Source organism: Mesorhizobium sp. P2_C4 (assembly GCF_056404575.1).
The window spans coordinates 172,791-195,211 of the sequence record NZ_JBFUDT010000010.1 but is presented as its reverse complement, the minus strand read 5'-3'; the positions used below and the strand labels follow the sequence as shown (position 1 = coordinate 195,211).

Here is a 22,421-nt window from a genome sequence, read left to right as displayed (position 1 = left end):
TTACTGCGCCGCCGGCTCTTCCGCATCACCCTCGTCGGTGAAGGGCGAGGCGCTCGGCACGCAGTTCACCGCCCAGCCGGCCGGCGACGGCTGCTTCTGATATTCGGTGACGGCGTTGGTGCATTGTTCGCGGGTGTCGAAGGTGCTGGGCAGCACCACCATGCCGCCTTGCGGCCCGGCGATCACCAGATACCAGACCAACGCTACGCTTGGAGCAGCCATGGGAATTCCTCGTTCTGCTGTTGTGGGAGTCGGGTGATCCTATCAACTTCGCACCGATGGGGAAAGCGTGGCCGTCGCGCAGCCTTCCACGACGACATCACAGCCCCGTGATGCCGGCATCCCAAAGCAGGCCTATTCCGGCTGCCGGTAGGCGACGAACCGGTTGTGCTTGGCCTGGAAGATCAGCCCGGTTTCTTTCAGGTCCGGGCTTGCCAGCGGCACGATGCGCCGGGCGATCTCCGAGGGATGCGGCAACGTCTCCGGATCTTCGCCAGGCAAGGCCTGCGCCCGCATGGCGGTGCGCGTGGCGCCAGGATCGGCGGCATTGACCCGCAGCGGCAGACTTTGCGTCTCATGCGCCCACGAGCGCATCATGGTTTCGACCGCCGCTTTCGAGGCCGCATAGGGCCCCCAGAAGGCGCGTGCCGAATGCGCGACGCTGGAGGACAGCAAGATGGCGCGGCCGGCATCGGAAAGCCTGAGCAGCGGGTCCACAGAGCGGATCAGCCGCCAGGTCGAGGTGACATTGATGGTCATCACCTTCTCGAAGGTCTTGGCTTCGATGTGACCGATTGGTGAAATGACGCCAAGCACGCTGGCGTTGGCAACGAGGATGTCGAGCTTGCCCCAGCGCTCATGGATGGCGCCGCCCAGCCGGTCGATGCCGGCCATGTCGGCGAGGTCGAGCGGCACCAGCGTCGCTTCGCCCTTGCCGGTTTTGGCGTGTTCGGCCTTGATCTGGTCGTCGAGCTCCTCCAGCCCGCCAACCGTGCGGGCAACGGCGATGACATGCGCGCCGGCAGCGGCAAGCTCTTTGGCGATGAAGTAGCCGATGCCGCGCGAGGCGCCGGTGACGACCGCAACGCGGCCGGAAAGGTCGAGGGTCATGCGATGGATTCCGGAAACTTGACTAGGGAAAATGGCGGTCCGCCAATCCTATGCCCCGCTCGTCGCCAGCAGCGACAGCGTGCGCACATTGTCGTGGCCTTCGAAGTCGAGCAGGCGGGTCGGGTACTGGCCGGTGAAGCAGGCGTCGCAGAATTGCGGCTGCTCATTGTCGCGGCCCGTCTCGCCGACGGCGCGATAGAGCCCGTCGATCGAGAGGAAACCGAGCGAATCGACGCGGATGAACTCGGCCATCTCCTCAACCGACATGCGCGAGGCCAGAAGCTTCGACTTCTCCGGCGTGTCGACGCCATAGAAGCAGGAAGCGCGTGTCGGCGGCGAGGCAATGCGCATATGCACTTCCTTGGCGCCGGCATCGCGCACCATCTGCACGATCTTCTGGCTTGTGGTGCCGCGCACGATGGAATCGTCGACCAGCACCACGCGCTTGCCCTCGATCATGCGCCGGTTGGCGTTGTGCTTGAGCTTGACGCCCATATGGCGGATCGAATCGCCCGGCTGGATGAAGGTGCGGCCGACATAGTGGTTGCGGATGATGCCGAGTTCGAAGGGAATGCCCGCGGCCTGGGAAAAACCGATCGCCGCCGGCGTGCCCGAATCCGGCACCGGCACGACGATGTCGGCCTCCACAGGGCTTTCCTGCGCCAGTTCGGCGCCGATGCGCTTGCGCACCTCATAGACATTGCGGCCTTCGACCGATGAATCGGGTCGGGCGAAATAGACATATTCGAAGACGCAGAAGCGGGTCTTCTGCGGCTCGAACGGGAACAGGCTCTCGATGCCCTTGCTGGTGACGACGACCATTTCGCCGGGCTTCAGGTCGCGCACGAAGCGCGCGCCGATGATGTCGAGCGCGCAGGTTTCGGAGGCCAGGATCCAGGCGCCGTCGAGATCGCCGAGCACCAGCGGGCGGATGCCGAGCGGATCGCGGCAGCCGATCATCTTCTTGGACGTCATCGCCACCAGCGAGAAGGCGCCTTCGACCTGCCGCACCGCATCGATGAAGCGCGAATTCAGATCGCGCTCCTTGCTGGTGGCGACCAGATGCAGCAGCGTCTCGGTGTCGGAGGTCGACGAGAAGATCGCGCCCTGTTTCTGCAGCGCACGCTGCACGGTCATGGCGTTGGTGAGATTGCCGTTATGGGCGACGGCGAAACCGCCATCGGCAAGCTCGGCGAAGAACGGCTGGATGTTGCGAACGCCGGCGCCGCCGGTGGTGGCGTAGCGGGTGTGGCCGATGGCGCGGTTGCCTTGCAGGCTGTCGATCACGCGCTGCTTGGTAAAGGTGTCGCCGATCAGGCCGACATGGCGTTCAACATGGAACTGGGTGCCGTCATAGGACACGATGCCGGCGGCTTCCTGGCCGCGATGCTGCAGTGCATGCAGGCCGAGCGTGACGATTGCCGCTGCATCCTGCCGGCCAAAAATGCCGAACACACCGCATTCGTCGTGGAAATGATCGTCGGCCTCGGCGGAAAGCACGTCGTCTGCGTCTGCCATGTGGGGCTCAAGCTCCGCTAAAATCGCCATATAAGGTGATAGCGCGTCGAAAGCAACGCATGCCGCGCGGCGTTCACATCATCGTCAGTTCGAAGATGGCGCCGTCTGGCGGGCGCCATCCTGCCAAAAGTCAGTTTGCCGGCGCAGCCGGGGCCGGAGTGGCCGGCGCATTGTCGGCCGGCGGCGCGTCGGTCTCGCTGTCGTCGGGCGCCGGCGCATCGGCATCGTCGCCGGTTGCAGGCGCATCGGCTGCCGGCGCGTCGGCTGCCGGGGGCGCCTCGGGCGCGGCCGGCTGATTCGGATTGAGCTTCTTGAGGATGGCGTTTTCCGGATCCTCGGGCAGCAGGCTTTCGAGCTTGGCGCCGATCGATTCCAGAAGCGGCTTCGACTTGGCGTTGGCGATCCACGCCGGTGCCTTGGCGCCGGCCAGCCAGTTGAAGAACAACAGCGCCACTGCAACCACCAGGATGCCGCGCGCCGCGCCGTAGAGGAAGCCGAGGGTGCGGTCGAGCGCGCCGATCCTGGAATCGATGATCCAGTCGGCGAGCTTCATGGTGATGACGGAAACGACGATCAGCGCGATGATGAAGACGACGCCGGCGGCAGCCGCCATGGCGATCTTGTCGTTTTCGACATAAGGCTGGATATAGGGCAGCACCGGCTTGTAGAAGAAGAACGCCGCCGCTGCCGCCGCTGCCCAGGAGACGACGGACAGGATCTCGCGCGAAAGGCCGCGAACCATGGCGAGCATCGCCGAAACCAGGGTGAAGCCGACAAGAATTCCGTCAAGCAGCGTAATCGGCATGTTTTTCGCCCCACTCCGATTTTCTTTTCACGGCTCGGCGAGCCGCGTCACTCTTCCTCGTCGGCGCGGCTGCGCCGTGAGCCGGCTATGCGCGCCACGAGATCGGCAAGCTCGGTGGGCTGGAAAGCGCCGGCCCCTATCCCCCCGGCAAGTTCCTCGCTGCCCAAGGGCAGAACCGCACTTGCAAAACCCAGCTTTTCGGCTTCCTTGAGGCGCTGCAGCGCATGCGCCACCGGTCTCACCGCCCCCGAAAGGCTGATTTCGCCGAAATAGACGCAATCGGCGGGAAGGGCAAGACCGGTGAGCGAGGAAACCAGCGCCGCCGCGACCGCGAGATCGGCGGCGGGCTCGCTAATCCGGTAGCCGCCGGCGACGTTGAGATAGACGTCATGGGTGCCGAAACGCACCCCGCAATGGGCCTCGAGCACCGCCAGGATCATCGACAGCCGGGCACCGTCCCAGCCGACGACGGCGCGGCGCGGCGTGCCGAGCGACGATGGCGCCACCAGCGCCTGGATCTCGACCAGCACCGGCCTGGTGCCTTCCATGCCGGCAAAAACTGCGGCCCCCGGCGATTTCGCATGGCGTTCGCCGAGGAAAAGCTCGGACGGGTTGGCGACCTCGCGCAGGCCTTTGTCCGACATTTCGAAGACGCCGATCTCGTCGGTCGGCCCGAAACGGTTCTTCACCGTGCGCAGGATCCGGTAATGGTGGCCGCCTTCGCCCTCGAAATAGAGCACGGCGTCGACCATGTGCTCGACGACGCGCGGGCCGGCGATCTGGCCTTCCTTGGTGACATGGCCGACCAGCACGATCGCCGCGCCCGTGGATTTCGCATAGCGGATCATTGCCTGGGCGGAGGCGCGCACCTGGGTGACGGTGCCGGGCGCCGAATCGGCCATGTCGGTCCACAGCGTCTGGATCGAATCGAGGATCACCAGGTCAGGCCGCTTGCCATCGGCGATTGTCGCCAGGATGTCCTCGACATTGGTCTCGGCGGCGAGTTCGACCGGGGTGTCGGCGACGCCAAGCCGCTGCGCGCGCAGCCTGATCTGGGCGACCGCCTCTTCGCCCGAGACATAGACGATGCGGTGGCCTTTTGCCGCGAGTGCGGCGGCAGCCTGGGTCAAAAGCGTCGATTTGCCGATACCGGGATCGCCGCCGACCAGAAGTGCGGAGCCGCGCACGAACCCGCCGCCTGTGGCGCGGTCGAATTCGCCGATGCCGGAGATGATGCGCGGCGCATCCTCGATGTCGCCCGACAGCGTGGTCAGCACCACGGCGCGGCCCTTGCGGGCGTTGCGCGTGTTGGCCGGACCCGAACCGATGCCACCCGACGTGCCTTCCTCGACCAGCGTGTTCCACTCGCCACACGCATCGCATTTGCCGGCCCAGCGCTGATGCACCGATCCGCAATTCTGGCAGATGAACTGAACGCGGGATTTAGCCACGCTGTTACCTTCCCGCCAATTGGCGAGCGTAGTGATCCTTCGCGCCCCCCTCTGTCCTGCTGGACATCTCCCCCATTAGGGGGGAGATCGGATTGCGCGAAAGGTTTCGCCAATTTTCAACGTTGCAACGAAGAGCGCCGCAGTGGGCGACAGCCGATCTCCCCACTTGTGGGGGAGATGTCCGGCAGGACAGAGGGGGGCGCCGTAGAGCGCCAAGATCCCCCATCTTTGCTTCGATTTCGGACAAGCTACTCAAACCGATCCGGCAAATGATGCTCTTCGGCAAGGTCGGAAAACCGCGTGAATTCGCCGTGGAAGGCGAGGCTGACCGAGCCGGTCGGGCCGTGGCGTTGCTTGGCGACGATGACCTCGGCCTTGCCGCGCATCTCTTCCATCTCGTTTTGCCACTTCATGTATTCGTCGGTGCCGGGCTTCGGCTCGCGGTTCTTCAGATAATATTCCTCGCGATAGACGAACATCACCACGTCGGCATCCTGCTCGATTGAGCCGGATTCGCGCAGGTCGGAGAGCTGCGGGCGCTTGTCTTCGCGGCTTTCGACCTGACGCGACAGCTGCGACAGCGCGATGATCGGCACGGCCAGTTCCTTGGCCAACGCCTTGAGGCCCGTGGTGATCTCGGTGATTTCCTGCACGCGGTTCTGCGAGGACTTGGCGCTGGAACCCTGCATCAGCTGGATATAGTCGATGACGATGAGGTCGAGGCCGCGCTGGCGCTTCAGGCGGCGCGCGCGGGCAGACAGCTGGGCGATCGAAATGCCGCCGGTCTGGTCGATGAACAGCGGAATCTTCTGCATTGTCTGCGAGCAAGCGACCAGCTTCTCGAAATCCATCTCGGAAATCTCGCCGCGGCGGATTTTCGAGGACGAGATTTCCGTCTGTTCGGAAATGATGCGGGTGGCGAGCTGTTCGGACGACATTTCCAGCGAGAAGAAGCCTACGACGCCGCCATTGGCCGCCTTGAACGAGCCATCCGCCTGCTGCGCCGGCTCATACATCTCGGCAATGTTGAAGGCGATGTTGGTGGCCAAAGATGTCTTGCCCATGCCCGGGCGTCCGGCGATGATGATCAGATCGGATGACTGCAGGCCACCCATGCGGCGGTCGAGGTCGCGCATGCCGGTGGCAAGGCCCGACAGATGCCCGTCGCGCATATAGGCGGCATTGGCCATGTCGACGGCGGTCTTGACCGCATCGGTGAAGCTTTCGAAGCCGCCATCGTAGCGCCCGGTCTCGGCCAGTTCGAACAGGCGCCGCTCGGCATCCTCGATCTGCTCGGACGGCGACATGTCGACCGGAGCGTCATAGGCGATGTTGACCATGTCCTCGCCGACGGTGATCAGCGCGCGCCGCGTCGCCAGATCGTAAATGGCGCGGCCATAGTCGGTGGCGTTGACGACGGTGACGGCTTCGACCGCGAGACGCACGACATATTGCGCCACCGTCATGTCGCCGACCTTCTCGTCGGCCGGCAGGAAGGTTTTCAGCGTGATCGGCGTCGCCACCTTGCCCATGCGGATGAGTTCAGCCGCGACCTCGAAGATCTTGCGATGCAGCGGCTCGTAGAAATGGCCGGACTTCAAAAAGTCGGAGACACGGTAGAATGCATCGTTGTTGACGAGGATGGCGCCGAGCAGCGCCTGCTCGGCCTCGATGTTGTTTGGTGCCTCGCGATAGAGCGGTGTTTCCGCCACGCCGAATTTGCGTGCTGCCTCAGCCATGATGTCCCCGATTTCGATCCCGGCTCCTCGATACCAGAACGCGAAAGATCCGGTGCTGACTTATATGCATCAGTTGCGCCCAATCAGCGTTGATGCACGCTTTTCACAGGGGACGGCAAGCCGTCCACAGGACAGAATTCCCGGGCACCGATTCCAGTTGACTCGCCAGTTGGTGATTCTACGGGAGCGTCAGGAACGAAGCAAGAACAATCGACGGAACCTCGTGAGCTAAGGTGTCCTGCCGTTGGCTTCATCACACCTGTGAATCCGGCCGCGCTCGATTGTCCGCTCAGGATGTGTGGGTAACGATGTTGAAGCCTTCGTCGGGCTGCGGAGGGACAAAGTAGCTTGTGAACAGATCGTAGTCCGCTTCGCTGACCTGGAACGGATGTTCGCCACGTCTGTTTCGCTCCAGGAGCCTTTGCTTGCAGACCGTATCGGGCATATCGAGCAGATGCAGCTCGTGGGCCACACCGGCTTGGGCGATCAGCGAACGCATCCAGTCGCGATGGCTGACAGTGTTCGCCGGAAAGTCCAGAACCACCGAAAGGCCTTGCTGCAAGATATCGACAATGTGCGGTGCCATGGCAACGCGCAGCCGCGCTGAAAGACGGTCGTAATCGTCGATTGTCTTCAGCTCATCCGAGAACAGATGTGAGGTCCAGTGATCTTCGCTGATGAGCAAGGTCGCCGGTCGCGCTGCAATGCGCCTCGCAAGCGTCGACTTCCCCGCGGCGATCTTTCCGCAAAGGAGGTGCAAAGTTGCTGGGTTGCCGTGTTCCATATCAGCAGGATACCCGGCCCGATGTTTCCCTGCCAGCACGACAAGCCCACGATTTCTCCGCCGGATCAGTCGTCAGCGCCAAGTGTGTCGCCCCAGTCCAGCCGCCGCGCAGCCTTGAACAGCTCGCCGTCACGCTTGGTGAACAGTGTCTCGCTGGCGCTACCGTCGGGCTGGCATAGTTTGAGCAACACCTTGCCGGAACCCGATTTCGGCGGCGCGATCACCCGCGCGGGGTGTGAGGACGCGGCCTGCCGCGAGGCGGCGACATAGATGAACTTCTCGTCCTCCCACGGCACGTCGGCGTCCTTGGCCAGCCGGTGCAGGCGCGAGCGGGCGACACGGCGGGCGAAATGGCACCAGTCGGGTGGGCTGACAGGGCAGGGCGCGTCATGCGGGCATGGGGCAAGCACATGCGCGCCGGCCTCGATCAGCTGCCGGCGCACGGCAAGGATGCGCTGCCAGCCAGCAGGCGTGCCGGGTTCGACGATCAGCAGTGTATCACCTGTCAATTGCCAGAGCCGACCGATGAGCTTCGGCAGCGATGCCGGCGCGATCTCGTCAAGCACATAGGCGCAGGTGACGAGATCGGCCGGTTTGAGATCGCCAAGATCGATAGTGACGTCGCCCGCGCGCCAGTCTGTCGTGGCGGCGATGACATCAAGAGCGAGCGACTGGCCGATCTTGCGCACTGCGGCACTGGCTTCCAGCAGCACCGCCTGTTCGAGATCGGGCCAGAGGTCGGTCGTCGCCCAAAGCACCGTGCCGGGGCCGGCGCCGACGTCGAGCAAGGTCTTTGGCGCATAATCCGGCCGGGCCGCATTCAGTTGGTCGAGGCTGGCGCGGACGGCGGCATAGGTCGCCGGCAGCCGCGTCGCCAGATAGGCTTTGACCGCCATATCTTCGGCCATGTGCAGGCGGCCGTCCCGCAATTCGGCGCGGTAGCGGTCCGACAGCGTTTTCGCCGCTTGCTTGAGCACCGGCAGCGGCACCGTTTCGAGGATGCGCTCGACGCCCTGTCGCAGTGGGGCAGGCAGTTCCATCGTTCAGGCACTCATGAAAAAGGTCTCGCGATAACGAGACCTTTTTCATGGTTGGGCAGGCAATGGCAAGAACAATGGCCGATTGGTAGCTTCGGCGGTCTATTCCTAATCCGCCACCTTGCGGCGTCGAGCCGGCTTGGCCGCCGGCTGCTCGTGGCGATGCCCGATCTCGCGCATTTCCAGCGCCTTCTCGCATTTGGCGATGTAGTCGCGGGCCACCGGCAGCGTATCGTTCTTCTTCGCGATCTGGATCTGGAAGATCACCAGATCCTGCCAGCGGAAGGCGGCTTCCGAGGCGGCCAGATAAAACTCCCACATGCGGCAGAAGCGCTCGTCATAGATCGCCTTGGCCTTGTCGCGGTTGGCGGCAAAGCGCTGGCTCCAGTGCTTCAGCGTATCGGCATAGTGCAGCCGCAGAATCTCGACATCGGTGACGACGAGGCCCGACTTCTCAATCGCCGGCATCACTTCGGAGAGCGAGGGGATGTAGCCGCCCGGGAAAATGTATTTGCGGATGAAGGCACTGGTTGCCCACGGCACGCCGGAGCGGCCGATCGTGTGCAGCAGCATGACGCCGTCCGGCTTCAAGAGCGTCGCCGACTTGTCGAAGAAGGTGCGGTAGTGGTTGACGCCGACATGTTCGAACATGCCGACCGAAACGATGCGGTCAAAGCGCTCGTTGAGCTCGCGGTAGTCCTTGAGTTCGAAATGCACGCGGTTTTCCAGGCCCTGCGCGTGCGCCCGGTCGGTGGCGGCGCCGTGCTGTTCGGTGGACAGGGTCACGCCTTGCACGTCGACGTCGAAGGATCTTGCCAGAAACAGGCCAAGCCCGCCCCAGCCGGAGCCGATGTCGAGCACCGTCTGGCCGGCCTTCAACCGAAGCTTGGCGGCGATATGGCGCTTCTTGGCCGCTTGCGCCTCGTCGAGCGTCATATCAGGCTGTTCGAAATAGGCGCAGGAATACTGCATGTCCTCGTCGAGGAAGAGCCGGTAGAGGTCGCCCGACAGATCATAGTGGCGCTGTACGTTGCGGCGTGCCCGTGTCGCGGTGTTGATCTGCTGCAGGCGGCGGAAAGCGTGGCGCAGGCCCTCGATCGCCTTCGCCCAGGTGGCGTCGATACCGCCGCTGCCCATGTTCTGGAAGGCGATGCGCATCACGCCCAGCGCGCCGCCCTCGATTATATCAAGTTCGCCGTCCATGTAGGCTTCCGGCACCGCCAGCATCGGGTCGAAGGTGATGGCGCGCTCGGCATGCGCGGTCTTGATGTGCATGTGCACCATCTCGCCGCTGCCGTCGCCGAACACCACTGACGCGCCCTTGGGTCCGGTAACCTTGAGACTGCCCGTGCGCACCAGGCGGTCGAGAACCCGTTTGAGCAGAATATTCATGACCAATTGTCCCCTTTCGGTCAGACAGCCTGTCCAATTCTGCAACAATATATAGGGTTTCGAAAAGTTCCGCTTGGCACAAAAATGCCCGGGCAAGAGGCCCGGGCATTGGTCCACAAATGCTGGATGCCGACAAAGTGATGAGGGAGCGCCTCTCTGGCGCTCCCGCAGACTTGATCAGGCGTTCTCTTCGCCGCCTTCGAACTCGGTGTTCGGGTCGAAGAAGTTTTCCGGGCGGGCGTTGTCGTTGATGTCGTCGCCATAGATGGCTTCGGCGGTGGTCAGCGTCTCGCCCTTGGCCTGACGCTCGGCTTCGTCGGCCGTGCGGGCGATGTTGAGGGTGATGGTGACCTCGACTTCCGGATGCAGCGCGATCGCCACATTGGTCAGGCCGATGGTCTTGATCGGCTGATTGAGCAGGATCTGGTTGCGGTTGACCGAGAAGCCGCCAGCCGTCAGCAGATCGGCGATGTCGCGGGTCGACACCGAACCGTAGAGCTGGCCGGTTTCACCAGCCGAACGCACGGCGATGAAGCTCTTACCGTCGAGCTTTTCGGCAACCTCTGAGGCTTCCGACTTGCGCTCGAGGTTGCGGGCTTCGAGCTGGGCGCGCTGTCCCTCGAACTTCTTCTTGTTGGCTTCGTTGGCGCGCAGCGCCTTGCCCTGCGGCAGCAGGAAATTGCGGGCGAACCCGTCCTTGACCTTGACGGTGTCGCCCATCTGGCCGAGGCGGGAAACGCGTTCGAGAAGAATGACTTCCATGGTTTTGTTCCTTTGGTTTAGGCGCCAATCCATGGGATCGGCGCCGAATTGTCTGGAACAGGTCAGGAAGCTTGAGCGCCTTGGGCGCTGGTGTCGCTGTCCTGCCTGTCGCGGCAGTTAGAGGTTCTCACCTCAACCCGGGATTTGAAGCAAACCCTGCGGCGCCCGTCGCCGTGGGGAGAAAAAAGCGGGCGGCGAACCGCCCGCTCGAAAGTCTTAGCGAACCACGTAGGGCAGCAGGCCGAGGAAGCGGGCGCGCTTGATCGCCTTGGCGAGTTCGCGCTGCTTCTTCTGGCTGACGGCGGTGATGCGCGACGGCACGATCTTGCCACGCTCGGAAATGTAGCGCTGCAAGAGACGCACGTCCTTGTAGTCGATCTTGGGCGCGTTGGCGCCGGAGAACGGGCAGGTCTTGCGGCGGCGGTGGAACGGGCGCCGGGTCGGGATCTGATTGATGTCGACCATTATTCTGCACCCCCTTCAAAGCCTTCGCGCGGACGGCGCGGACCACGATCGGCACCAGCGTCGCCAAACGAGCGCGGCGGACGATCGCCACGGTCGCCGCGATCACGGTCGCCGAACGAGCGCGGGCCACGATCGCCACGGTCGCGGTCGCCGAAGCCGCCGCGTTCCGAGCGCTCTTCGCGCTTCTGCATCATGGCCGACGGGCCTTCCTCATGCGCCTCGACCTTGACGGTCAGGAAACGCAGCACGTCCTCGGACAGACCCATCTGGCGCTCCATCTCGTTGAGCGCTGCCGGCGGGCAGGTGAGGTCCATAAGCGTGTAGTATGCCTTCCGGTTCTTGTTGACCCGGTAGGTGAGGGACTTCAATCCCCAGTTCTCGACCCGGCCGACGGACCCGCCATTCGCGGAGATGACACCCTTGTACTGTTCGACAAGCGCATCGACCTGCTGCTGCGAGAGGTCCTGCCGGGCAAGAAACACATGTTCGTATAGAGCCATAGTGGTTCAGTGCCTTTCTTCGTTTCTCTCCCGGTTCTCGCGGCAAAAGCCTCTGCAACTTCTCTGACCCGCTGATCCCTTGAGGGGGCGGGGAAGAAAGGAGCATTTCGAGACGGTCGAGAGCGGAGACACGGGAGGCGGAAGCGCTTCTGGCTTCACACGAAGGTTTTGCATAAAACCTCCGGCCCTCCGTTCAGCCCCCAGCAAGGACCGGCAGATTGCGGGCGTCTATACAGCAATCCGGCTGGAAGGCAAGCGCAAGCAGCGTTGCAGGCAGTGTCCTTGGCGTCGCAGGGCCGAAAACGCCGGCCTCAGCTCGTATGGGCGACGAGCTTGTCGACCGTTTCGGGGAAGAAGTCGGGCGCTGCGTGGCGCTTGCCGAACATCATGTCGTATTGCAGCAGGCGGAAGTCGTTGATCGCCGGATCGATCGTCTTCTGCCGTGCCCAGTCGGGCGTGGCGTCGCCCGCAGGCGTCAAAAGCAGATTGCGGTCGACGACACGGTAGTGTTCGCGCAATGCGCCGAGGAAGCCGGTGTAATAGGGGTGGCTGATGCCGGCCATGGTCAGGATGTGGTAGGGCAGGAAGGCCGGGCTGACCGCGCCCATGTCCTCGGCCGGACCGGTCCGGTTCGACCACAGGATCAGCGGCGTCTGGTGATGCTCAAGCGCTGCCTCGGCCGATGGCTCCTTGCGCGGCGCGACATTGTCCTTGAGGAAGCCGGTCTCGACATAGACCGGACCGAGCGGCGGCAGATGGTCGCCGAAAAAGGCGATGACCGTCGGCCGGTCGCGCTTCTTCGCCCATTCGATCAGCCGCTCCAGGCCGCGGTCGGCGTCGGCGGAGCCTTCGGCATAGCTCAACAGCGATTCACGCGCCCACGGGCTGATCCGCGCTTCGACCTTGTGGGTCGGATTGTAATAGCGATGCGGCTCGTAGGGGCCATGGTTCTGCAGGCTGACGGCGAAGAAGAACACCGGATCGTCGCTGGCATCGGCCTCGCGGATGATCTCGTCGGTCATCGCCGCGTCCGAGGCCAGGGGTCCGCGCTTTTCCAGATAGGGCAGGTTTTCTTCCGACTTGAAGTCGTTGAAGCCAAAATCGGCATAGACCGCGCCGCGGTTCCAGAACCAGTTGGTGCCGGGATGGATGGCGCGCGCCCTGTAGCCCTCGCTTTTCAGGAACGTCGCCAGCGAAGGCGTCGGCGTGCGCACATACTGCTGGTAAGGGATGCTGCCGGCCGGCAGGAAGGCATTGGAAAAGCCGGTCAGCGCCTCGAATTCGATGTTGGCGGTCATGCCGCCGAATTCGGGCGAAAACATATAGCCTGAGCGCAGCGCCCGCACATTGGGGATCGGGTCGGGCGTGATGGTGACGCCCGGCAGTTTGGTCGCATCCCAGAAGGATTCGCTCATAACGATGATGATGTCGGGCTTCTCTGCCGGCACCGAGGCCGTCACATCGGACCTGTCGATCGCCGCGATCGCCTTTTCGGAGTAGCCCGCCGGCGCCGAGACATGGGCCATCGGCACGTTGAGCGCGAAGGCGAGCGCAAAGCCGTTTGAGGCGTAGTTTTCCTTCTGGTCCCACATGATCGGGATGATCTGCAGCCGATCCCGGGTCCACGAGAAGGTGGCATAGTCCATGATCGAGACGACGAAGGCGAGCAGCGGCACGGTCAGCGTCAGCCGGGCAAGCCGGCCTTTGTGGCTGAGCGCCGGCACCCGGCGGCGCCACAGCCGCCAACCATAGACGAGCAGCGACAGCCCGCCGACGATGCCAACCGCCATCATGATGGCGGTTCCCGGGCGATCACGCACCAGAAGCGGCATCAGCGCCACGATCTGGCGGGAGTAGAGGAAGTCGGTGGGATAGAGCGGGTCGCCAAGATAGAGCGACTTCTGGTGGCCGACAAACGCAAGCGCCAACGTCAGCGGCGCGACGATCATCAGGCTCTGGTGGCTGCGGCCGAGCACGGCATCGAGGCCGATGAGGATCAGCGCGAAGATAATGATGGTGGTCCAGCCCGGCTTGAACGGCTGCAGGAAGAAGCCGACAGTGCCCATGAAGTCGCCGCGCACGATCAGTTCGATTGCGAAAACCAGGATCGCGGACGCGAGCAGGCTGAGCAGGCCATAGCGGATAACAGGCCATTTCCGGCCCGGCAGATAGCCGGTGGACGGATCGCCTTCCAGAAACTGCGGCGCGGCCTTGCCAGCGCGCTTCAAACGGTTTGCCACCTTAATATCCCCGGCCCGCAACAAATGCGTCATCGAATTGTCATCGAACTGTCACGCAAAGCTAGCGCCTGTGGCGAAAATGAGAAGAGCCAGCAAACGAATCGTGTTCGGTTTTCATCATGAGTGATCGCCAAAAAGCCTTTTGGATCAGACACTCGCCCAGTGAAGCCGTGCCGAAACCGGTCGCGATTGACCCCCGGTGGACTTGACTTGGCCGCCCGCCTTGCGTCACAGGCAGGGAAAAACCAGCCTCTGGAGCCTCACATGGCCGTCGCATTCACCTTTCCGGGACAGGGCAGCCAGGCTGTCGGCATGGGCAAGGACCTTGCCGACGCCTTTCCAGAATCGCGCCGGATCTTCGAGGAGGTCGACGAAGCGCTCGGCGAAAACCTGTCGAAGCTGATCTGGGAAGGGCCGGAGGAGACGCTGACGCTGACCGCCAATGCCCAGCCGGCGCTGATGGCGGTGTCGCTGGCGGCGATCCGGGCGCTGGAAGCGCGCGGCTTTTCGCTGAAGGACAAGGTCGCCTATGTCGCCGGCCATTCGCTCGGCGAATATTCGGCACTTGCCGCCGCCGGTTTCGTGTCCGTCGCCGATGCCGCCCGGCTGTTGCGCATTCGCGGCAACGCCATGCAGGCGGCGGTGCCGGCCGGCGAGGGCGCCATGGCGGCGATCATCGGCCTGGAGCAGGCCGATGTAGAAGCCGCCTGCGCGGAGGCTTCCAAAGGCTCAGTCTGCCAGATTGCCAATGACAATGGCGGCGGCCAACTGGTCATCTCCGGCGCCAGGGCCGCGGTCGAACTGGCGGCGAAGCTGTGCACCGAAAAAGGCGCCAAGCGGGCCTTGATGCTGCAGGTCTCCGCCCCCTTCCATTCGGCGCTGATGGCGCCGGCGGCCGAGGTCATGCGCGAGGCGCTGGCCGGCGTGACGAAGAACGCACCGGCTGTTCCCGTCGTCTCCAACGTGTCGGTGACCCCGACCAGCGATCCGGACGCTATCGCCAGCCGGCTGGTCGAACAGGTGACCGGCCGCGTGCGCTGGCGCGAAACGGTTGAGTGGTTCGGCCAAAACGGTGTTACCACGCTCTACGAAGTGGGCGCCGGCAAGGTGCTGTCGGGGCTGGCGCGGCGCATCAACCGCGACATCGCCACCGGCGCAGTCGGCACGGCGGCCGATGCCGAGGCGGCGCTGGCAGGGCTTGCATAATCAACTGTGATTGACTGTGATTGACCCCACCCCTGCGAAGGGGGCTCGCTTGGATCAGGAGACAAAAATGTTCGAATTGACCGGCCGCAAGGCGCTCGTCACCGGCGCATCGGGGGGCATTGGCGAGGCGATCGCAAGGATACTGCATGAGCAAGGCGCCATAGTCGGCCTGCATGGCACGCGCGTCGAGAAACTGGAGACGCTAGCCGCCGAACTCGGCGACCGGGTCAAACTTTTTCCGGCCAACCTCGCCAACCGCGACGAGGTCAAGGCGCTCGGCCAGAAGGCAGAGGCCGATCTCGAAGGCGTCGACATTCTGGTCAACAATGCCGGCATCACCAAGGACGGGCTGTTCGTGCGCATGGCGGACGCCGACTGGGACAGCGTGATGGAGGTCAACCTGACCGCCGTGTTTCGGCTGACCCGCGAACTAACCCATCCGATGATGCGGCGCCGGCACGGCCGCATCATCAACATCACCTCGGTGGTCGGTGTCACCGGCAATCCCGGCCAGACCAATTACTGTGCCACCAAGGCCGGCATGATCGGCTTTTCCAAGTCTTTGGCGCAGGAGATCGCCACCCGCAACATCACCGTCAACTGCGTCGCTCCGGGCTTCATCGAATCGGCAATGACCGACAAACTCAACGACAAGCAGAAAGAGGCGATCATGGCAGCGATCCCGACCCGGCGCATGGGCACCAGCGCCGAAGTCGCCTCTGCCGTCGCCTATCTCGCTTCCAACGAGGCGGCCTACGTTACCGGCCAGACCATTCATGTGAATGGCGGCATGGCAATGATCTAACAGTTGCGGGAAAACACCCCATTTCGGCTTGGACGCGCGCTATTTTTCGTGTAATGCGGCCCGCAACCCGGCGGTTCGGGCAAAAACCGGTCCGTCGCCGTTGCGTTTCCGGCAGGACCATCTTTCAGCTTGATTAGCGGCATTCTGCCCGCTAACGAAGACAGACAAACAAAAGACGAGGATGCCCCAAATGAGTGACACCGCAGAGCGCGTCAAGAAGATCGTCATCGAACACCTTGGCGTCGAAGCCGACAAGGTGACGGAGCAGGCGAGCTTCATCGATGATCTGGGCGCAGACAGCCTCGACACGGTCGAACTCGTCATGGCGTTCGAAGAAGAGTTCGGCGTCGAGATTCCCGACGATGCGGCCGAGACCATCCTGACCGTCGGCGACGCTGTGAAGTACATCGACAAGGCCTCGGCCTGAGGCTTTTCGCAGGCATCACCGGGGAGGACCTGCGATGAGGCGTGTCGTCGTCACGGGCCTTGGCCTGGTTTCGCCTTTCGGCATGGGCTTCGAGCACAGCTGGAAGGAACTTCTGACCGGCCGCAGTGCGGCGAAGCGCGTCACCGAGTTTGAAGTGGAAGATCTTGCCTGCAAGATCGCCCACGTCATTCCTCGCGGTGATGGCTCCAACGGTACGCTCAATCCCGAAGCCGTGCTCGAGCCCAAGGAATTGCGCAAGATCGGCGACTTCATCCTTTACGGGATCGCGGCCGCCGACGAAGCGCTGAAGGATTCCGGCTGGGAGCCTGCGAACGAGCTGGAGCGCTGCGCCACCGGCGTCATGATTGGCTCCGGCATTGGCGGCCTTGAAGGCATCGCCGAAAACGCCATCATCCTGAAGGAACGCGGCCCGCGCCGCATCAGCCCATTCTTCATTCCTGGCAACATCATCAACCTGGTGTCCGGGCAAGTGTCGATCCGGCACGGGCTGAAAGGCCCCAACCACGCCGTCGTCACCGCTTGTTCGACCGGCGCGCACGCCATTGGCGATGCCGCCCGGCTGATCATCTTCGGCGACGCCGACGTGATGCTGGCCGGCGGTGCCGAATCGCCGGTGACGCGGCTTTCGCTTGCCGGCTTCGCCGCTTGCCGGGCGCTGTCCACCGAGCGCAACGACACGCCGGAAAAAGCCTCGCGTCCGTATGACCGCGACCGTGACGGCTTCGTCATGGGCGAGGGCGCCGGCGTTGTCGTGCTGGAAGAACTCGAACACGCCAAGGCGCGTGGCGCAAAAATCTATGCCGAGGTCACTGGCTACGGCCTGACCGGCGACGCCTATCATATCACTGCGCCTGCCGAAGACGGCGGCGGCGCTTTCCGCTGCATGACCGCGGCGTTGAACCGGGCCAAGCTCACCCCGTCCGATCTGGACTACATCAACGCCCATGGCACCTCGACCATGGCCGACACCATCGAGCTCGGCGCTGTTGAGCGGCTGGTCGGCAATGCCGCGTCGAAGATTTCGATGTCGTCGACCAAGTCGTCGATTGGCCATCTCCTGGGGGCGGCGGGTGCTGCCGAGGCGATCTTCTCGATCCTTGCCATTCGCGACAACATCGCGCCGGCGACCATCAATCTCGACAACCCCGAGCGCGAGACGGCGATCGACCTGGTGGCGAACACGCCGCGGGTCCGCCAGATCGATGTGGCGCTGTCCAATTCCTTCGGCTTCGGCGGCACCAACGCCTCGCTCGTCTTCCAGCGCTACAATGGCTGACCGGCCCGTCAACGCGCTGTCGTCAATTTTGCCATATTCGCCCCTACTCTGCCCGAGGGGATTCGTTGAGAGATCAAACGGCAGGGCACAATGAACACAAATCCGGCAGGCAACGGAGAATTCGGGCAGCGACAGGCTGCTCCCGGTCCGATCGTGCCGAAGACGGCCAGCGAGGCATTGCGGCCTGAAGCCGGCACACCGCCGCCGCGGCGTTCGCGCGCTTCGCGCAGCCAGGTCGTCGTGTTCATGAACTTCGTCATCTCCTCGGTGATGCTGATGGTTTTGGCGGCCGGCATCACGCTTTATTTTGGCAAGCAGGCATTCAACGAGGCCGGCCCTTCGGCCAATGGTGACACGTTCCTGGTCAAGTCGAACTCCGGCGTCCAGGATATCGCCGACCAGCTCGAGCGGCGCGGACTGATCAGCGATGCCCGCATCTTCCGCCTTGGCGTGCGCGCCTACGGCAACGATTCCGCGCTGAAGGCCGGCGAATACGAGATCAAGCCCAAGGCCTCGATGCGCGAGATCATGGAACTTTTGAAGAGCGGCAAGTCGGTGATGTATTCGCTGACCATTCCCGAAGGGCTGACCGTCGAGCAGGCGATGCAGCGCATCGCCGATCAGGCAGCGTTGACCGGCGACATGCCGGCGGCCATGCCGCTGGAGGGCAGCCTCGCCACCGACACGTTGCGCTTCACCCGTGGCGCCACGCGCCAGCAGATGGTCGACAAGCTTCTGGCCGACCAGAAGAAGCTGGTCGACGACGTCTGGCAGCGGCGCGCGCCCGACCTGCCCCTGGCCAATGTCGAGGACTTCGTGACGCTGGCTTCGATCGTCGAGAAGGAGACGGGCAGGGGTGACGAGCGCTCGCGCGTGGCTGCCGTCTTCCTCAACCGGCTGGCCAAGGGCATGCGGTTGCAATCCGACCCGACCATTATCTACGGCCTGTTCGGCGGCAAGGGCAAACCGGCCGACCGCCCGATCTACCAGTCCGACATCCAGAAGCCGACGCCCTACAACACCTATCTGATCAACGGCCTGCCGCCGACGCCGATTGCCAATCCAGGCCGCGCCGCGCTCGAAGCCGTCGCCAATCCGTCGAAGACCGGTGATCTCTATTTCGTCGCCGACGGCACTGGCGGCCATGTCTTTGCGGCGACGCTCGAAGAGCACAATGAGAACGTTGCCCGCTACCGGGCGCTGCAGAAGAAGCAGGCCGAAGATGCCGCCAAAACCGGCGCCGACCAGACTGGCGCCGACAAGCCGGCCGAAACCGGCGATGACGCTGACGGCAGCGATACCGGTGACAATGGCGACGCCGGCGGCGATGCCGGAGCCGCCCAGTAGCGCCGATTTTGAAATCGCCCCTCGCGTGTCCATTTGAACGCGCCAGGGACGCTCTAAGACTTAATAAGAGCGCCCAGCGTCGGATTGAACACGCATGGGACGCTCCGGCATTTTGAAGCCAGGCATGATCCGGAGCGCTTTCGGGGTCGTGCCGCCAGGGGGACGTACGGAAACCATGAGTTTGCAGAGCATGACCGGTTTTGCGCGCGCTGTCGCCGAACAGGACGGCACGTCGATCGCCTGGGAGGTCAAGTCGGTCAACGGCAAGAGCGTCGAGGTCAGGCTGCGGCTGCCGCAAGGTTTTGAGCGGCTGGAGCCGGCGGTCAGGCAGACGTTGCAGAAGCGCTTTTCGCGCGGCAATTTCCAGGCGACGCTGACCATCGGTCGCGCCGCCGGCACACAAGCTCAGCCGGTGGTCAACGAAGCCTTCCTGCAGGATCTGGCCGGACTGGCCAAGCGGCTGCAGGAACAGTTCGGCGTAGCACCCGCGACGGCCGACGGACTGCTGGCACTGCGCGGCGTGCTCGACATTCCCGAAAGCACTGAAACCGAAGAGGCGCGGGCAGCCCTCGATACGGCGATAGTGTCGGCGCTGGAAGTGGCGCTGGGCGGGCTGGAGCTGGCGCGCCAGGGCGAGGGCGCCGCACTTGCCGCGCTGCTGTCCGGCCACATCGACGCCATCGAGGTGCTGACGCTCAGCGCCGAGGCCGATCCGTCGCGCGAACCGGCGGCGATCCGCGAACGCATCGCCGAGCAGGTCCGGCTGCTGATGGACGCATCGGCCAATCTAGACGCCGGCCGCCTGCACATGGAAGCGGCGTTTCTCGCCACCAAGGCTGACATCCGCGAAGAGATCGACCGGCTGAAGACGCATGTGGCGTCGGGCCGGGCACTGCTGGAAAATGGCGGCGCCATTGGCCGCAAGCTCGATTTTCTGGCGCAGGAATTCAACCGCGAATCGAATACGCTGTGCTCGAAGTCGAACGCCGCGGCGGTGACCGCCATCGGGCTGGAGCTGAAGGCAGTGGTCGACCAGTTTCGCGAACAGGTCCAGAATCTGGAGTAACCCCGATGGCCGCCAAGGATGTAGGTTCCCGCATTCGCCGTCGGGGGCTGATGCTGGTCTTGTCGTCGCCGTCCGGCGCCGGCAAATCGACGATCGCGCGCAATCTGCTGGAAAGCGATTCGAGCCTCGAACTGTCGGTCTCCGTCACCACACGGCCGCGCCGCGGCTCAGAGATCGAAGGCGTCCACTATCACTTCCGCACCATGCGCGAGTTCGAGCGGCTGCGCGATTCCGACGCGCTGCTCGAATGGGCGGAGGTTCATGGCAATTGTTACGCGACGCCGCGCGAGCCGGCCGAACTGGCGCTGGCGCAAGGCCGCGACATGCTGTTCGACATCGACTGGCAGGGCGCCCAGCAGCTCAAGGAGAAGATGCGCGCCGACATCGTCTCGATCTTCATCCTGCCGCCGTCGATGAAGGAATTGAAGGCACGGCTGAAGCGCCGCGCCGAGGACCAGGAATCGGTGATCGAGATGCGGTTGAAAAACGCCCGCAACGAGATCGAGCACTGGAAGGAATATGATTTCGTCATCATCAACGACGATCTCGACCGCGCCTTCGCCGAGGTGCGCGGCATCGTCACCGCAGAGCGGCTAAGGCGCGACCGCCGGCCGGGCCTGTTCGATTTTGTCTCGGGCCTGCTCGACGAGAAGACGGATTAGATCGCCAACCCGAGACCTATCCATGCGCATAGGCGGCCAGGCCTCTCGACAGGGCGTCGAACACCAGGCGCACCCTGCGCACCGCCTTCAGATCTTCATGCATGACGACCCAGCCCTTTTATCGTGCTCCTGGCCCGAGATCGAGCGGGCCAGAGCATTGGCCGGCCATGGTCTGCGCGAAAGGATAAGCCGCGTGAGCAGCCTCGGTGGGCACCAGGCCTGCCTTGGATCGGGTGAACAACACCCAGCGCAGGGCGGCTTCGAGTTCGGCAATTTGCCTCCTGACCGTGGGCTGCGCGCTGTCAAGCGCGCGTGCGGCCGCAGACAGGCTGCCATTATGCATCACGGACAAAAAGGTCGTGTACAGATCCCAGTTGGGAGAAGCCGTCATGGTCATTTTCATTCGAAGCGCTGGTTATGTTGCGACGATAGACTCGAAGCTGAATGCCAGGCAATGTTCGTGTGTCATTGATTTTTTTGAGGTATTTGAACTGTGACCAGCAACGCCATTCTACCCGGCTCGCGCTTTTCCTCGTCGCCGTTCGCGGTCACCGGCGTCCCATGCATTCTGCTTCGCCTTGAGGGATTGGCCGCTGTCGCCGCGACGGTGTGGGCCTATCAGCTGTCCGGCGGCAGCTGGGGCTGGTTTGCCGTATTGCTGCTGGTACCCGACCTTTCGATGTTTGCTTTTCTCGCCGGCCCGCGCGCCGGTGCCATCGCTTACAACGCAGTGCATACCTACGTCGGACCCGGTCTGTTGGCAGCATTGGCTTGGGTGGCGCATGCGCCCTGGTTCGTCAGCCTGGCACTGATCTGGGTCGCGCATATCGGCATAGATCGTGCGCTGGGCTATGGCCTCAAATATGCGACTGCGTTTTCCGACACCCATCTTGGCCGCATCGGTCGGGCGACGCCGAACAGCGCCACGTGACGGCAACGAGCGGTTCGGCTTACACCGCGTTGGTCAGCCGCACGAATTCCTCGACGCTCAAGGTTTCCGCACGCCGTGTCGGATCGATGCCGGCGCGGGTCAGCAGGGCTTCGCCGCCGAGGCTTTTGACGCTCTGCCGCAGCATCTTGCGGCGCTGGCCGAAGGCCGCTTCGGTGACGCGGCCGAGCTTCTCCACCTCGGTGGGCAAGGGGCTGGCGCGCGGCACCAGATGCACCACCGAGGACGTCACCTTGGGCGGCGGCGTGAAGGCTTGCGGCGGCACGTCGAAGGCGATCCTCGCCTCTGTTCGCCAGCCGGCCAGCACGCCCAGCCGGCCATAGGCGTCGCTGCCGGGGTTGGCCGCGATGCGCTCTGCCACCTCGCGCTGGAACATCAGCGTCATCGAGGCATAGAAGGGCGGCCACTCGGCAATTGTCAGCCAGCGGATCAGAAGTTCGGTGCCGATATTGTAAGGCAGGTTGGCGACGATCTTCACCGACCCGCCACTTCCAGGCATGCCACTTTCTGATGACTCCTGGGCAAGGGCGGCGAAATCCGTCTTCAGGGCATCGCCGGCAATGATCTCGAGCCGGCCGGGATAGTGGTCCGACACCTCGGCCAGCGCCGCCAGGCAGCGCTCATCGCGCTCGATGGCGACGACGCGGCGGGCGCCGGCAAGCAGCAGCGCCCGGGTCAGCCCGCCAGGGCCGGGGCCGACCTCGATCACCGTGCAGTTTGTCAGCTCGCCGGCGGTACGCGCGATCTTGCCGGTGAGGTTGAGGTCGAGCAGGAAATTCTGGCCGAGCGCCTTCTTCGCCTGCAGTCCATGGCGCTCGATCACCTCGCGCAGCGGCGGCAGCCCGTCGATGCTCATGTC

General features: G+C 63.8%; 23 protein-coding genes. 8 read left to right on the top strand and 15 right to left on the bottom strand.

Translation table 11 applies throughout. The features are described 5' to 3' along the window. The 13 genes from AC1DX6_RS28345 to AC1DX6_RS28285 all read right to left on the bottom strand — a co-directional run bounded on the left by AC1DX6_RS28345 (nucleotide 1) and on the right by AC1DX6_RS28285 (nucleotide 13,836). The gene (locus AC1DX6_RS28345) at nucleotides 1-222 is read right to left on the bottom strand and encodes a hypothetical protein (protein ID WP_477319496.1); all 222 of its coding nucleotides are present in this window, start codon (nucleotides 220-222) and stop codon (nucleotides 1-3) included. Nucleotides 223-354: 132 nt separating this feature from the next. Further along, nucleotides 355-1,110, bottom strand: a complete 756-nt coding sequence (locus AC1DX6_RS28340; protein WP_477319494.1) for an SDR family NAD(P)-dependent oxidoreductase — start codon at nucleotides 1,108-1,110, stop codon at nucleotides 355-357. A 48-nt stretch (nucleotides 1,111-1,158) separates the two neighbouring features. After that, nucleotides 1,159-2,628, bottom strand: a complete 1,470-nt coding sequence (gene purF / locus AC1DX6_RS28335; RefSeq protein ID WP_477319492.1) for an amidophosphoribosyltransferase — start codon at nucleotides 2,626-2,628, stop codon at nucleotides 1,159-1,161. Between the two features lie 130 nt (nucleotides 2,629-2,758). Further along, entirely contained in the window at nucleotides 2,759-3,433 is a 675-nt protein-coding gene (locus tag AC1DX6_RS28330) for a CvpA family protein (RefSeq protein WP_477319490.1), read from the bottom strand. A gap of 47 nt (nucleotides 3,434-3,480) precedes the next feature. Further along, nucleotides 3,481-4,884 (bottom strand): DNA repair protein RadA, encoded by a 1,404-nt coding sequence (radA, locus tag AC1DX6_RS28325; RefSeq protein WP_477319488.1) that lies wholly within the window; start codon nucleotides 4,882-4,884, stop codon nucleotides 3,481-3,483. A gap of 248 nt (nucleotides 4,885-5,132) precedes the next feature. Next, a complete protein-coding gene (locus tag AC1DX6_RS28320) occupies nucleotides 5,133-6,623 on the bottom strand; it encodes a replicative DNA helicase (protein ID WP_477319486.1) in 1,491 nt (496 codons plus the stop codon). Nucleotides 6,624-6,912: 289 nt separating this feature from the next. Further along, the gene (locus tag AC1DX6_RS28315; protein ID WP_477319484.1) at nucleotides 6,913-7,407 is read right to left on the bottom strand and encodes a P-loop nucleotide/nucleoside kinase family protein; all 495 of its coding nucleotides are present in this window, start codon (nucleotides 7,405-7,407) and stop codon (nucleotides 6,913-6,915) included. Nucleotides 7,408-7,472: 65 nt separating this feature from the next. After that, nucleotides 7,473-8,447, bottom strand: a complete 975-nt coding sequence (locus AC1DX6_RS28310) for a small ribosomal subunit Rsm22 family protein (RefSeq protein WP_477319482.1) — start codon at nucleotides 8,445-8,447, stop codon at nucleotides 7,473-7,475. A 105-nt stretch (nucleotides 8,448-8,552) separates the two neighbouring features. Then, the gene (locus AC1DX6_RS28305; RefSeq protein WP_477319480.1) at nucleotides 8,553-9,836 is read right to left on the bottom strand and encodes a class I SAM-dependent methyltransferase; all 1,284 of its coding nucleotides are present in this window, start codon (nucleotides 9,834-9,836) and stop codon (nucleotides 8,553-8,555) included. Between the two features lie 177 nt (nucleotides 9,837-10,013). After that, nucleotides 10,014-10,598 (bottom strand): 50S ribosomal protein L9, encoded by a 585-nt coding sequence (gene rplI, locus AC1DX6_RS28300; protein ID WP_477319478.1) that lies wholly within the window; start codon nucleotides 10,596-10,598, stop codon nucleotides 10,014-10,016. A gap of 216 nt (nucleotides 10,599-10,814) precedes the next feature. Next, nucleotides 10,815-11,063: a 30S ribosomal protein S18 gene (gene rpsR / locus AC1DX6_RS28295; protein WP_006203718.1), complete on the bottom strand. Its 249-nt coding sequence runs from the start codon at nucleotides 11,061-11,063 to the stop codon at nucleotides 10,815-10,817. After that, nucleotides 11,063-11,563 carry a 30S ribosomal protein S6 gene (rpsF, locus tag AC1DX6_RS28290; protein WP_477272221.1) on the bottom strand — a complete coding sequence of 167 codons (501 nt, stop codon included), beginning with the start codon at nucleotides 11,561-11,563 and terminating at the stop codon, nucleotides 11,063-11,065. The genes rpsR and rpsF overlap by 1 nt, the downstream gene beginning before the upstream one ends. A gap of 311 nt (nucleotides 11,564-11,874) precedes the next feature. Next, nucleotides 11,875-13,836, bottom strand: a complete 1,962-nt coding sequence (locus AC1DX6_RS28285; RefSeq protein WP_477319476.1) for an LTA synthase family protein — start codon at nucleotides 13,834-13,836, stop codon at nucleotides 11,875-11,877. Nucleotides 13,837-14,067: 231 nt separating this feature from the next. Between AC1DX6_RS28285 and fabD the strand changes: the two genes are divergently transcribed. From fabD to gmk, 7 genes are all read left to right on the top strand, one after another. Beyond that, complete coding sequence (fabD, locus tag AC1DX6_RS28280) at nucleotides 14,068-15,009, top strand: ACP S-malonyltransferase (RefSeq protein ID WP_477319474.1); 942 nt, start codon at nucleotides 14,068-14,070, stop codon at nucleotides 15,007-15,009. A 67-nt stretch (nucleotides 15,010-15,076) separates the two neighbouring features. Continuing rightward, entirely contained in the window at nucleotides 15,077-15,814 is a 738-nt protein-coding gene (fabG, locus tag AC1DX6_RS28275) for a 3-oxoacyl-[acyl-carrier-protein] reductase (protein ID WP_477319472.1), read from the top strand. Between the two features lie 190 nt (nucleotides 15,815-16,004). Beyond that, on the top strand, nucleotides 16,005-16,241 hold the full coding sequence (locus AC1DX6_RS28270) for an acyl carrier protein (protein WP_056109445.1): 237 nt from the start codon (nucleotides 16,005-16,007) through the stop codon (nucleotides 16,239-16,241). Between the two features lie 34 nt (nucleotides 16,242-16,275). After that, nucleotides 16,276-17,538, top strand: a complete 1,263-nt coding sequence (fabF, locus tag AC1DX6_RS28265) for a beta-ketoacyl-ACP synthase II (protein WP_477319470.1) — start codon at nucleotides 16,276-16,278, stop codon at nucleotides 17,536-17,538. Nucleotides 17,539-17,628: 90 nt separating this feature from the next. Further along, nucleotides 17,629-18,885: an endolytic transglycosylase MltG gene (mltG, locus tag AC1DX6_RS28260; protein WP_477319468.1), complete on the top strand. Its 1,257-nt coding sequence runs from the start codon at nucleotides 17,629-17,631 to the stop codon at nucleotides 18,883-18,885. Between the two features lie 175 nt (nucleotides 18,886-19,060). Then, entirely contained in the window at nucleotides 19,061-19,951 is an 891-nt protein-coding gene (locus AC1DX6_RS28255; RefSeq protein ID WP_477319466.1) for a YicC/YloC family endoribonuclease, read from the top strand. A gap of 5 nt (nucleotides 19,952-19,956) precedes the next feature. Further along, nucleotides 19,957-20,613 carry a guanylate kinase gene (gene gmk / locus AC1DX6_RS28250; RefSeq protein WP_477248296.1) on the top strand — a complete coding sequence of 219 codons (657 nt, stop codon included), beginning with the start codon at nucleotides 19,957-19,959 and terminating at the stop codon, nucleotides 20,611-20,613. Nucleotides 20,614-20,731: 118 nt separating this feature from the next. Here gmk and AC1DX6_RS28245 read toward each other — a convergent pair whose 3' ends face one another. Next, nucleotides 20,732-21,016: a LysR family transcriptional regulator gene (locus tag AC1DX6_RS28245; protein WP_477319464.1), complete on the bottom strand. Its 285-nt coding sequence runs from the start codon at nucleotides 21,014-21,016 to the stop codon at nucleotides 20,732-20,734. A gap of 90 nt (nucleotides 21,017-21,106) precedes the next feature. Here AC1DX6_RS28245 and AC1DX6_RS28240 point away from each other — a divergent pair, with 90 nt between their 5' ends. Continuing rightward, nucleotides 21,107-21,544 (top strand): DUF4260 domain-containing protein, encoded by a 438-nt coding sequence (locus AC1DX6_RS28240; RefSeq protein ID WP_477319462.1) that lies wholly within the window; start codon nucleotides 21,107-21,109, stop codon nucleotides 21,542-21,544. A gap of 19 nt (nucleotides 21,545-21,563) precedes the next feature. Here the strand turns inward: AC1DX6_RS28240 and rsmA are convergent, their stop codons facing one another. Beyond that, nucleotides 21,564-22,418 carry a 16S rRNA (adenine(1518)-N(6)/adenine(1519)-N(6))-dimethyltransferase RsmA gene (gene rsmA, locus AC1DX6_RS28235; protein ID WP_477319460.1) on the bottom strand — a complete coding sequence of 285 codons (855 nt, stop codon included), beginning with the start codon at nucleotides 22,416-22,418 and terminating at the stop codon, nucleotides 21,564-21,566. Nucleotides 22,419-22,421: the final 3 nt, after the last annotated feature.

Bases quoted from the DNA above. Each gene is read 5' to 3' on its own strand.
- gmk (WP_477248296.1), top strand. From the start codon at position 19,957: ATGGCCGCCAAGGATGTAGGTTCCCGCATTCGCCGTCGGGGGCTGATG.
- fabD (WP_477319474.1), top strand. From the start codon at position 14,068: ATGGCCGTCGCATTCACCTTTCCGGGACAGGGCAGCCAGGCTGTCGGC.
- AC1DX6_RS28310 (WP_477319482.1), bottom strand. From the start codon at position 8,447: ATGGAACTGCCTGCCCCACTGCGACAGGGCGTCGAGCGCATCCTCGAA.
- fabF (WP_477319470.1), top strand. From the start codon at position 16,276: ATGAGGCGTGTCGTCGTCACGGGCCTTGGCCTGGTTTCGCCTTTCGGC.
- fabG (WP_477319472.1), top strand. From the start codon at position 15,077: ATGTTCGAATTGACCGGCCGCAAGGCGCTCGTCACCGGCGCATCGGGG.
- AC1DX6_RS28270 (WP_056109445.1), top strand. From the start codon at position 16,005: ATGAGTGACACCGCAGAGCGCGTCAAGAAGATCGTCATCGAACACCTT.
- AC1DX6_RS28305 (WP_477319480.1), bottom strand. From the start codon at position 9,836: ATGAATATTCTGCTCAAACGGGTTCTCGACCGCCTGGTGCGCACGGGC.
- AC1DX6_RS28330 (WP_477319490.1), bottom strand. From the start codon at position 3,433: ATGCCGATTACGCTGCTTGACGGAATTCTTGTCGGCTTCACCCTGGTT.
- rpsF (WP_477272221.1), bottom strand. From the start codon at position 11,563: ATGGCTCTATACGAACATGTGTTTCTTGCCCGGCAGGACCTCTCGCAG.
- AC1DX6_RS28245 (WP_477319464.1), bottom strand. From the start codon at position 21,016: ATGAAAATGACCATGACGGCTTCTCCCAACTGGGATCTGTACACGACC.
- AC1DX6_RS28345 (WP_477319496.1), bottom strand. From the start codon at position 222: ATGGCTGCTCCAAGCGTAGCGTTGGTCTGGTATCTGGTGATCGCCGGG.
- AC1DX6_RS28340 (WP_477319494.1), bottom strand. From the start codon at position 1,110: ATGACCCTCGACCTTTCCGGCCGCGTTGCGGTCGTCACCGGCGCCTCG.
- rpsR (WP_006203718.1), bottom strand. From the start codon at position 11,063: ATGGTCGACATCAATCAGATCCCGACCCGGCGCCCGTTCCACCGCCGC.
- AC1DX6_RS28320 (WP_477319486.1), bottom strand. From the start codon at position 6,623: ATGGCTGAGGCAGCACGCAAATTCGGCGTGGCGGAAACACCGCTCTAT.
- mltG (WP_477319468.1), top strand. From the start codon at position 17,629: ATGAACACAAATCCGGCAGGCAACGGAGAATTCGGGCAGCGACAGGCT.
- AC1DX6_RS28285 (WP_477319476.1), bottom strand. From the start codon at position 13,836: ATGACGCATTTGTTGCGGGCCGGGGATATTAAGGTGGCAAACCGTTTG.
- AC1DX6_RS28315 (WP_477319484.1), bottom strand. From the start codon at position 7,407: ATGGAACACGGCAACCCAGCAACTTTGCACCTCCTTTGCGGAAAGATC.
- purF (WP_477319492.1), bottom strand. From the start codon at position 2,628: ATGGCAGACGCAGACGACGTGCTTTCCGCCGAGGCCGACGATCATTTC.
- AC1DX6_RS28255 (WP_477319466.1), top strand. From the start codon at position 19,061: ATGAGTTTGCAGAGCATGACCGGTTTTGCGCGCGCTGTCGCCGAACAG.
- rsmA (WP_477319460.1), bottom strand. From the start codon at position 22,418: ATGAGCATCGACGGGCTGCCGCCGCTGCGCGAGGTGATCGAGCGCCAT.
- rplI (WP_477319478.1), bottom strand. From the start codon at position 10,598: ATGGAAGTCATTCTTCTCGAACGCGTTTCCCGCCTCGGCCAGATGGGC.